The 9,042-nt window shown below is 42.0% G+C and carries 10 protein-coding genes; 6 read left to right on the forward strand and 4 right to left on the reverse strand.

Annotated elements, in window-relative coordinates:
- Nucleotides 1-268: 268 nt before the first annotated feature.
- The gene (locus QNK26_RS15570) at nt 269-1,048 is read right to left on the reverse strand and encodes a YdcF family protein (RefSeq protein ID WP_319224778.1); all 780 of its coding nucleotides are present in this window, start codon (nt 1,046-1,048) and stop codon (nt 269-271) included.
- A gap of 227 nt (nt 1,049-1,275) precedes the next feature.
- Between QNK26_RS15570 and QNK26_RS15575 the strand changes: the two genes are divergently transcribed.
- Nucleotides 1,276-2,166 (forward strand): DMT family transporter, encoded by an 891-nt coding sequence (locus QNK26_RS15575; protein ID WP_319224779.1) that lies wholly within the window; start codon nt 1,276-1,278, stop codon nt 2,164-2,166.
- 72 nt (nt 2,167-2,238) lie between these two features.
- Nucleotides 2,239-2,445, forward strand: coding sequence for a 2-hydroxymuconate tautomerase family protein (locus QNK26_RS15580; RefSeq protein WP_019440535.1), 207 nt, complete (start codon nt 2,239-2,241; stop codon nt 2,443-2,445).
- Nucleotides 2,446-2,467: 22 nt separating this feature from the next.
- On the opposite strand, the gene QNK26_RS15585 is transcribed toward QNK26_RS15580, so the two are convergent.
- Nucleotides 2,468-3,382, reverse strand: a complete 915-nt coding sequence (locus tag QNK26_RS15585; RefSeq protein ID WP_319224780.1) for a LysR family transcriptional regulator — start codon at nt 3,380-3,382, stop codon at nt 2,468-2,470.
- A 174-nt stretch (nt 3,383-3,556) separates the two neighbouring features.
- On the opposite strand from QNK26_RS15585, the gene QNK26_RS15590 reads away from it, so the two are divergent.
- The gene (locus tag QNK26_RS15590) at nt 3,557-3,931 is read left to right on the forward strand and encodes a nuclear transport factor 2 family protein (RefSeq protein WP_319224782.1); all 375 of its coding nucleotides are present in this window, start codon (nt 3,557-3,559) and stop codon (nt 3,929-3,931) included.
- A 79-nt stretch (nt 3,932-4,010) separates the two neighbouring features.
- On the opposite strand, the gene QNK26_RS15595 is transcribed toward QNK26_RS15590, so the two are convergent.
- Entirely contained in the window at nt 4,011-4,613 is a 603-nt protein-coding gene (locus QNK26_RS15595; RefSeq protein ID WP_319224783.1) for a 2OG-Fe(II) oxygenase, read from the reverse strand.
- A 233-nt stretch (nt 4,614-4,846) separates the two neighbouring features.
- On the opposite strand from QNK26_RS15595, the gene QNK26_RS15600 reads away from it, so the two are divergent.
- The 3 genes from QNK26_RS15600 (at nt 4,847) to QNK26_RS15610 (ending at nt 7,385) form a co-directional block, all read left to right on the forward strand.
- The gene (locus tag QNK26_RS15600; protein WP_319224784.1) at nt 4,847-5,188 is read left to right on the forward strand and encodes a DUF4144 family protein; all 342 of its coding nucleotides are present in this window, start codon (nt 4,847-4,849) and stop codon (nt 5,186-5,188) included.
- Nucleotides 5,189-5,204: 16 nt separating this feature from the next.
- Nucleotides 5,205-6,416, forward strand: coding sequence for a cation:proton antiporter (locus QNK26_RS15605; protein WP_319224786.1), 1,212 nt, complete (start codon nt 5,205-5,207; stop codon nt 6,414-6,416).
- A gap of 84 nt (nt 6,417-6,500) precedes the next feature.
- Complete coding sequence (locus QNK26_RS15610) at nt 6,501-7,385, forward strand: LysR family transcriptional regulator (protein WP_319224787.1); 885 nt, start codon at nt 6,501-6,503, stop codon at nt 7,383-7,385.
- Between the two features lie 16 nt (nt 7,386-7,401).
- Here the strand turns inward: QNK26_RS15610 and QNK26_RS15615 are convergent, their stop codons facing one another.
- Nucleotides 7,402-8,931 carry a methyl-accepting chemotaxis protein gene (locus tag QNK26_RS15615; protein ID WP_319224788.1) on the reverse strand — a complete coding sequence of 510 codons (1,530 nt, stop codon included), beginning with the start codon at nt 8,929-8,931 and terminating at the stop codon, nt 7,402-7,404.
- Nucleotides 8,932-9,042: the final 111 nt, after the last annotated feature.

Consider the following 9,042-nt stretch of genomic DNA (forward strand, 5'->3'; position numbering starts at 1 on the left):
AGGTTGCGGCACTGGCTCATTTTAAGAGTGATGAAGATGAACTGAGAGCGCTTGGGGTTAATCCTGTTTATAACATGTACCAAGAAGCGGGCGCTGGTTTTGCTCACCATGTTTGGACTGAGTTAAACATTCCAACACCGCAGGTTGCTGATAAGTCATAACGTCACGAGACGAAGGTAACGAGCATGATTTAATCTGTCGCTCGTTACCTTCGGTTATTAATCTAAGTTGTCACAGTAGTTCGACTCCGCTAGTGGACCTCTGCTCGCTAAGCATCGCCAGCGTTAACACGCTTTTGATTTGCGCCTATCATGTTGTAAATATCATAGCGAATAAAACCGAGCCATTCGTGCAATGCAAAATCTGTCATCGTCACATTATAGCCTAGGGGGATATACGATAGCTTCGCCGATAGATAATCAGATCTTATTGGCGTAGCCTTAATACCAAAATGCGAGAAATACAGCTGACTACGTTTAATATGCAATCCTGATGATACTAGAACGGTATTATCAAATTGCTGTTCATTTAGGATGGCACTGGTGAATTGCGCATTTTGCCATGTATTAAGGCTCTTCGATTCGACAATAATGTCTTTTGCATTAATACCTATATGGATTAAAGATTTTTTATACACTGCGGCTTCGGTATCGCCAAATTTATGCGTGTCGCCACCCGTTACAATGATTTTACATTGACCTTGCTCACTCATACATTCGTTGTATAAGCGGGCCGCTTCGTAGATACGCCCGTATGCATAGAAGCTCGGTTCAAGACTGTTTTCAATACGGTGTTCAAAACGCCCTTCAATTTTTTCGATGCCTGCGCCAAGTAATACAATCGCATTATTATCCTGCCACTGAATTGTCGGTTTTTGCGCATAATCTTGTTGTAATTCATCCAGCAAAAACTTCGGAATAACGCCCGTTGTAATTAGAATTACGAGTAACAAGATGCTCGTCATTACAACAAATTTAGTTTTTCGAAAATTAAACGTGCGTAGTAAAAAGAACATAATAAGCAATATTAATAACAGTAACAGAGTCATGGTTGGCCTTGTTGCTGTACAAGTGATGAATGATTTCAACGGAGTATAAAGCAATAGAATAATATATCACTGCTTATCACTATGGTTTGACCATTGTAAATAGCTGAAATTAATAGCTAAACTAGGTGTTTGATGTCGTAATTGCTATTTTTTAGGTGCTTCTATCTCTCGATTTAGCCGTGTCTTACTTTTATAATGTAATTCATGAACTTAGTTAGGGATAAATAATGGATTATGCAACACGACAAGGATATTTAGCAGCATTGGGTGCAGTGCTTATTTGGTCGGGATTTATTTTAGTGTCACGTATGGGGGGGATTAGTCCGTTACTTTCGTATGATGTTATTGCTATTCGTTATACAACCTGTGCACTGTTAATATTACCCATTTGGTGGTTCAAGTTTCGCTTTAATTTGTGGCAACCTAAACTGATTGTTTGCAGTGTTGTGGGTGGGTTAGGCTATGCGTTGTTTGCCTTTAAAGGGTTTGAATCAACGCCAGCATCACAGTCTGCCGTGCTGTTACCTGGACTGATACCGGTCATGATCATCTTGCTTTCTGTAATCATCAATAAACAATCACACCCTTGGGCAAAGTGGCTTGGGGTCGGTATTATTACATCGGGTATCAGTATTCTATTTTGGCAGGAATTCAAGCTAGAAGGCGAGTTAGCTATCGGTCATTTATCTTTGCTTGCTGCCGCTTTTTGTTGGGGTATTCTCTCTGTGCTATTGAGCCGCTGGCAGATCACACCCTGGCAAGCGACGGCGGGTATCGCCATGCTCACGTGTGTTATTTATATGCCTGTCTATTTATTGTGGCTGCCTAAAAATATCAGTCTGGCGCAATTGCCGCAATTATGGGACGATGTTTTTTTACAAAGTTTTTATCAAGGTTTCATGGCTACTATCGTGCAGATGTTGTTATATGTTCGGGCTGTGCAACTTATTGGTGCCGCAAATATGGGTACTATGATGGCCATTGTTCCAGTGCTTGCTGGTGTGAGTGCATTAGCCCTATTTGATGAGCCACTTAAACTCAGTTTAGCCATCGCGATGTTGATGGTTAGTATTGGTGTTTGGTTCGCCAACACCAGTTATTTTTCGAAAGCGGAGTAAAATAAATTAAATTAAATTAATTGTCTGGTCGGATAATGGATATTCGATCGTTATTATCAAGGAGTTCTAAAAATGCCATATATCAATATTAAAATCACAGATGAGCAAGTGACGAAAGAACAAAAAGCCCAGTTAATCGCCGGTGCAACGCAATTGCTGGTGGATGTGTTAGGTAAAAACCCGAAAACTACCGTTGTGGTGATTGACGAAGTGAATACCGATAATTGGGGCATAGGCGGCGAAGTGGTGACAGAACTCCGCCAAAAAGCTAAAACTTAATATTGTAGATAGCCGTTAGCAATTACCCAAGTCGCTTGGCAATCGCCTCTATGGCCATCGTCACGCCAATCGGTACTGCAGCTTGATAAGCGTGCAATGCATAGACATTGACCTTGTCGAGCTGATGCTCTGGTAACAACTCTGTCAATGTATGGCTGTGTTTCGCAAAGATAAAGTCCGGAATAATACCGACACCGAAACCGTGTTCTAGCATGCTTAAGCAAGTGGGGAGGGTATTGGCCTTATGATGGGGTTTAAAATTAAGTTCAAAGCGTGGCGTGCTATTGCTATTAGAGCCACTTTTATTATTGCGACTGTTCTTACGATTAAAACTGTGATGAATAGACTTTTGTTGCCAGTGATTAGCGACGTATCTGATATTCTCCACTTTTAATGCTGCAATATCACTCTGGCAGGCTTCTACGGTTTGCAATGATCCACACAGCACATCCCTAAAATCACCAATACGTTTTTGCTTGAGATTACTTATCTTCGACTCGCCAACGCGGATCGCTATATCAATGCCTTCTTGCATCAGATCTGAGCGGCCATCATGACTAATCAATTCCAATTCAACGTCTGGATAGGCATGAAACACTTCGTGCAATGCGGGTAACACCAGATGATCCATTAACGCATGCGGCGCGGTTATCTTGATTAGCCCTTGTGGCGTAAGCTGCAATTGTTGTGCGTCTTGCCAAGCTTGCTCAGCCAGTTCATGCATGGTGCAACATTGTTGATAAAAGTGCTCACCTGCTGGTGTCAGGCTTTGTTTACGGGTAGTGCGTTTAAGCAAGGTGATAGCAAGCTCTGATTCCAATTGTTTAAGGTGCTGACTGACAACAGACTTAGATACGTTGAGCTGCTCTGCGGCTTTGGTTATCGAACCGAGTTTGACGACATACATAAATACCGTCATTTGTTTAAGTTTACTCATGGTTTATGCTTACCTGTTGTCGTAGTGGCGTGGACTAGTTTAGTTCGATTCGTTTTATTGTTCTGTTTATCTTAACAGTACTTTCTAATTAGTCTGTTTTTGTTTGCCAATTATAACGCTAAAGTAACGCCATACACTTATATAACAGCCAGATATTTCACAGGGGAACGAACAATGACACAAGAGCAAATCTTAGCAGCTTGTAAAGCCGGTATCACAGCATGGCAGACAGCCTTTAACAGCCAAGATGCAGCAGGTTGTGCCGCGCAATATGAAGACGGCACTGTGATGCACGCGCGTCCGTTTGGCACATTCACTGGTCGCGAAGAGATCCAAACATTTTGGCAAGGTATCATTGACCAAGGTTTTAACGATGTTGATTACACTGACGTTGAATGGGTAGCGATGAATGATGACAGCTATGTATTAACGGCAAAGTGGACCATGAATAAAGCATTTGGCGCAGTGCATCACGAGCAATGGCGTATGCAAGCAGATGGCAGTGCGTTATTAGCGGCTGATGATTTTGAAGTGCAAGGCGAGCGCTAAGCGACTTTTATAAAACGAAGCTGGTTTATAGATAAAAAAAGGCGAATGATATGACTCTCACTCGCCTTTTTTGTCGGTATTATGACGGAGGGTCGATAGTGCCAACGATTGAATTGTTCATTCTAAACCAGCCTGCAATCGAGTAACGTGCTGAACCAGCGACAAGCACTTCATGTGGAAAACGTTCACTTTCAAATACCACTAAAGAACCTGCTTTTGGCGCTACACGTGCTATCACCTCATCAGAGTCTTGAGCATAGATAAGTAATTCGCCGCCAGCATCGGGGGTATTGAGATAACAGACGGTAGTAAATACACGGTTGGATTTACCTTTAAAGGCATCAAGGTGCTTTTTATAAAAATCACCCACTTCATATGTTGCGTAATGACATTCATAATCGAATAAACCTAAGAAAAAGTTGCGATTAACTTCTAATCTCAGCTCATCTGTTAGTGCCATAAAGTCTGCTTGTGCAGTACTTGCACCCGTTAACCAGAGGGTCTTATCTTTACGTATTTGCTCGTTTAGTTGTGAGTCTTGGCGACGGCCAATTCCTGCGGCTTTAAAGTCTGGTTGGTTTTCAAGGCAATCAGTCAGTAATCGTTCAATAACACCTTCAGGTAGTGCATCTTCGATGACTGCATAACCATACTCATGAATATTATTTAAAATTGTATCCATGGTGGCACGAAAATTATTTTTTAACGTAATGGGAACTGTGTCCACTTGATTTCGTTATATGGGTAAATGAGAAGGTGAGTATACGCTGTTTGATCTATTTAAATATGATTAAAGATAAGGCGTGAGTGAATAATCACTAACAGCAAAATTTAAGTGATTGAAGTTGTTAAATGAAATAACAATAACAAGATGTTACAGTGAGTAATATAAACTAGTTTCGATAGGATACTTCAATGATAAAGTGGCCCGCAGTGATCAAATATCAAGGTGAAGATGAACTCATCTACCTAGCCTCGCTAAACGATTGGTTGAATGACGCCGACTTATGCCTATCGTGTTATGAACTAGAAGACCGCTTAATCGATATGAGTGGGGCGTTATTTTCGCTACCGACCGTGTCATCAGCTGTTAATACTACCGCATTCCTGGCTTTAGATGCCCAGATATCAGTGCCCGAGTTTGTCGAGTTAGTACGTAAACATGCGGTCATTGAAAATTATTGCTGCTCAGCAAAACTCAATGCCAAGACCCATCAGCAAGTGATCGCGATGGTAAAAGAGATTAATTCAATTTAGAAAAGGAATATCAGTCATGGATGAACATGTAGTTATTTTGATTATCGCTTTAATCGTTTTGTTTTATGGCTTTATATCAAGAAAACTCATGCAGTTTGATATATCAGGGCCGATGGTATTCACTGTGTTAGGACTTATTTGTTCACCGTTCGGGTTGAATATCACCGCGGTTGAGATAGATGCTGCATTTGTCACTGTGCTGGTGGAAATCGCATTAGTGCTGGTATTATTTAGTGATGCGGCATTATTAGACCTTAAATTACTACGCCGTTCTTGGCGTATTCCGGTAAGATTACTCTTTATTGGCCTGCCTTTGACTATTATTGTCGGCACTGCGGTCGCGGTATGGTTATTCCCAGATCAACCTATTACTTACATGATATTGCTGGCGCTGTTATTGACACCGACAGATGCAGCATTAGGTAAAGCGGTGGTATCCGACCCAAAAGTACCGAAAATTATCCGCTCAAGTATCAACGTCGAAAGTGGCTTAAATGATGGTATTGTATTTCCAATCATACTTACCGTCGTGGCATTGATAACCAGTGGGCTAACTAGAGCTGATGATTATAGCTGGGTTTGGTACGTGGCCGAGCAAATTGTATTTGGCGTGTTAGTCGGTGCTATCATTGGCTATCTTGGCGCGAAATTGTTGAACAAAGCGATTCAACATGATCTTATTGAAGAAAGTTATCAAAATTTGATCCCAATAGCACTCGCTATTCTGGCGTTTTATGTTGCGGAAGTATTTTTAGGCAATGGCTTTATTGCCGCATTTTTTGCAGGTTTATATATTGGCAATACCAGTCAGCAAGCGCGCATACACATAGAAGAGTTTGCAGAGAGTGAAGGGGAGCTATTTGTCTTGATTAGTTTCTTCTTGTTTGGTTTGGCGTTTGTGCCATTAACACTCCGTGATATCAGCTTAAATGTGGTTATCTATGCGTTGTTAAGTTTGACGGTATTACGTATGTTGCCGGTGCTGGTATCATTAATTGGCACCAAGCTAGACATGGCTAGCCGGGTGTTTATTGCTTGGTTTGGGCCGCGTGGTATTGCTTCGATTCTCTATGTACTCATTGTGGCGCATGAGGTCGGTGATATTGGCGGCTTTGATACTGTCTATGCAGTTGTAACCTTAACCATTTTAATGAGTATCTTTGCCCATGGCCTTAGCGCACAACCTTTTGCTAATTTATACAGTAAACATCATAAAGACGAGTCTTAGCGCGATTAACCAGCAAGTATTATTAGCCAAAAAATATTAACTAAACGATATTAACTAAACAAGCAATATTAGGTAAATAAACAGATGAGTATGATCACTCGGTTACACTATTTTAATTGTGTTGTGGAAACGGGCAGTATCTCTGCAGCAAGTCGATTTTTCGACGTACAACCCTCTTCAATATCCAGGCAGCTCGCAGCCCTTGAGGCTGAATTAGGTATTCGTTTACTTAATCGTACCACCCGTAATATTGGTTTAACTGAAGCGGGCACTACTTATTACTATTATTCGCAGCGCATCGTCGCAGAGCTTGATGAAGCCAATCGTGCGGTTAATGATTTACAGCAAAGTCCCAAAGGTAATTTAAAAGTCAGTATGACCGTTGGCTTTGGTGAGTCTTGCGTATTACCGCTCGTGCCCGGTTTTATGACGACTTACCCAGATGTAAATATTGAGTTAGAGCTGACTGAGAGGGTGGTAGATCTAGTCGAAGATAATGTCGATATAGCGATTCGTAGTGGTCGCTTACCTGACTCCAACTTAATTGCCAGCAAGCTAGCGGATAACAATTTTTTATTATGCGCCACGCCCCAATACTTAGCTGATAATGGCATACCAGAAACGCCGGATGATTTGCGTAATTTCAACTGCATTTGTTATGGTTATAGCGGCTGGCGAGATTGGTTTTTGATGGATGTAAAACCACGCAAATTAGCCATTAAAGAAGGGCTGATTGTGAACTCGGTCAACGGTCAAAAGCAGTTGGTATTAAACCATGCCGGTTTAGTGCTGGCCCCCCGTTGGGCGGTGAGTCATGAACTCGACAATGGCAGTTTGGTACAAGTACTGGCGCAACACAGCTTCAGTCCTTATGAGCGGCTCAGTTCAACCTACGCGCTGTACTTAAAGCGCGATCTTATTTCCCCTAAAATCAGGGTGTTTTTAGATTATATAAAGCAACATTTATGATCCCGTTAAGGAGTGGCTAGAAGGTTAAGCCTAACGCCGCTAGCGATTTCGAATTACTGTTAATATCGGCGGCTTCACGCTCTACTAATTCGGTTTGTTGTAGGTTGTGTTGTGAAGCATCACTGATATTGACGATATTACGGCTAATTTCTTGCGACACCATATTCTGCTCTTCTGATGCACTGGAAATTTGAATGGCGAGATCGGAAATATCGGTGATCGCGCCATACACATTTTGCATCATGGTTTGAGTGCGTTGCGATTCATTGACACAAAGCTCGGCAGACTCTTTACCTTGTTGCATCGTTGTCGACCACTGCACTAGAGTCTGTTGGATCTCGTTAATCGAGGTTTGAATTTGCTCGGTTGCCTTATGGCTACGGGTTGATAATGCTCTCACCTCATCTGCAACCACTGAGAATCCACGGCCATGTTCACCAGCGCGAGCGGCTTCAATTGCTGCATTTAGTGCCAGCAGATTAGTTTGATCGGCAATGCCGCGAATTTCTAACATGATCGCGCTGATCTTCAGGGCTTCGTCCGATAACATGCTTGCAGATGCTGCTGACAGTGCTACATCAGTGGCGAGTTGACCCACTTGTAGCATGGTATCAGACATGGCTTTGGTTGCGCTTTCACAATCATCATGGGCGAGTTGCACTTTTTCCGACGTTAATAGCGTATTTTGCGAGACTTCTGCAATCGTCGATGCCATTTCGGTGACTGCTGTTGCTACTTGATGTAATTCCGCAGTCTCTTGCTCAACCCCTGCTTTGGCTTTGTGTGCAGCTGAGGTAAGGTTATCGGCTCCGGTTTCGAGTGAGCGACTACTATCAACCACACGGCCTAGAATAGTCTGGATCTTGCCTTCTTCTATTTTCAGTTGGAAATCAACAATACCTTGTGGTTTCAATCCAGAGAAGACATAACGAGAAATACTGTCATAACGTTGTTTCAGACTGGCAAAATAGCGCGGCACCGTGATCAATTCATTGTGGAAAATAATAAAAGGCAATAGTGGTAATAGCATACTCAGGTAAGGTGTAGTTTGACTTAAGAACAATATTAATCCGCTTAGCGTGAAGAAGGTTAACGGTTTTAACAGCGGACGTTGGTACCATTGAAATAATCTCTTGCCGTTATTAATGGTTGTGTAGGCTACCTGGGCTGCTTGTTTGTCTTGCTGCGCTAGGTTTTTACGTACAGATTGATAACCAACTAATTTACCCTGTTCATGAATTGGCGTAACAAACGCATCAACCCAATAATAACGACCATCTTTACAACGGTTTTTAACTGCGCCGCGCCATGGTTTTCCGGCTTCTAAGTTGCTCCAAAGGTCTTTGAAAGCAGCGGCTGGCATATCGGGGTGACGGACAATGTTATGGTTTTTACCGACTAATTCATCGAGTTCAAAACCTGCTACTTGGCAGAAAATGGCGTTAGCGTACGTAATGACTCCCCGAGTATCGGTGGTAGAAACTAATTCATCTTGCACATCAAATGAAACTTCTTCATTAATGATTTGAGTGTTTCTTTTATTCATTACTTGTTTATCTCCGCAGTAACCGCACTAAATTGTAATAAGTATTTTAATCGGTATTTAATATGCCTCTTAATAGGCATCATGATACCTTAAATTGTTTGATAATAGGGT

Origin of the sequence: Moritella sp., from assembly GCF_033791185.1 — a bacterium.
In the GTDB taxonomy this organism is placed as follows: Bacteria; Pseudomonadota; Gammaproteobacteria; order Enterobacterales; family Moritellaceae; genus Moritella.

What these genes read in the sequence shown, in the direction of transcription:
- QNK26_RS15605 (WP_319224786.1), top strand. Translation starts at nt 5,205, where the DNA reads ATGGATGAACATGTAGTTATTTTGATTATCGCTTTAATCGTTTTGTTT.
- QNK26_RS15575 (WP_319224779.1), top strand. Translation starts at nt 1,276, where the DNA reads ATGGATTATGCAACACGACAAGGATATTTAGCAGCATTGGGTGCAGTG.
- QNK26_RS15600 (WP_319224784.1), top strand. Translation starts at nt 4,847, where the DNA reads ATGATAAAGTGGCCCGCAGTGATCAAATATCAAGGTGAAGATGAACTC.
- QNK26_RS15595 (WP_319224783.1), bottom strand. Translation starts at nt 4,613, where the DNA reads ATGGATACAATTTTAAATAATATTCATGAGTATGGTTATGCAGTCATC.
- QNK26_RS15570 (WP_319224778.1), bottom strand. Translation starts at nt 1,048, where the DNA reads ATGACTCTGTTACTGTTATTAATATTGCTTATTATGTTCTTTTTACTA.
- QNK26_RS15590 (WP_319224782.1), top strand. Translation starts at nt 3,557, where the DNA reads ATGACACAAGAGCAAATCTTAGCAGCTTGTAAAGCCGGTATCACAGCA.
- QNK26_RS15585 (WP_319224780.1), bottom strand. Translation starts at nt 3,382, where the DNA reads ATGAGTAAACTTAAACAAATGACGGTATTTATGTATGTCGTCAAACTC.
- QNK26_RS15580 (WP_019440535.1), top strand. Translation starts at nt 2,239, where the DNA reads ATGCCATATATCAATATTAAAATCACAGATGAGCAAGTGACGAAAGAA.
- QNK26_RS15615 (WP_319224788.1), bottom strand. Translation starts at nt 8,931, where the DNA reads ATGAATAAAAGAAACACTCAAATCATTAATGAAGAAGTTTCATTTGAT.
- QNK26_RS15610 (WP_319224787.1), top strand. Translation starts at nt 6,501, where the DNA reads ATGAGTATGATCACTCGGTTACACTATTTTAATTGTGTTGTGGAAACG.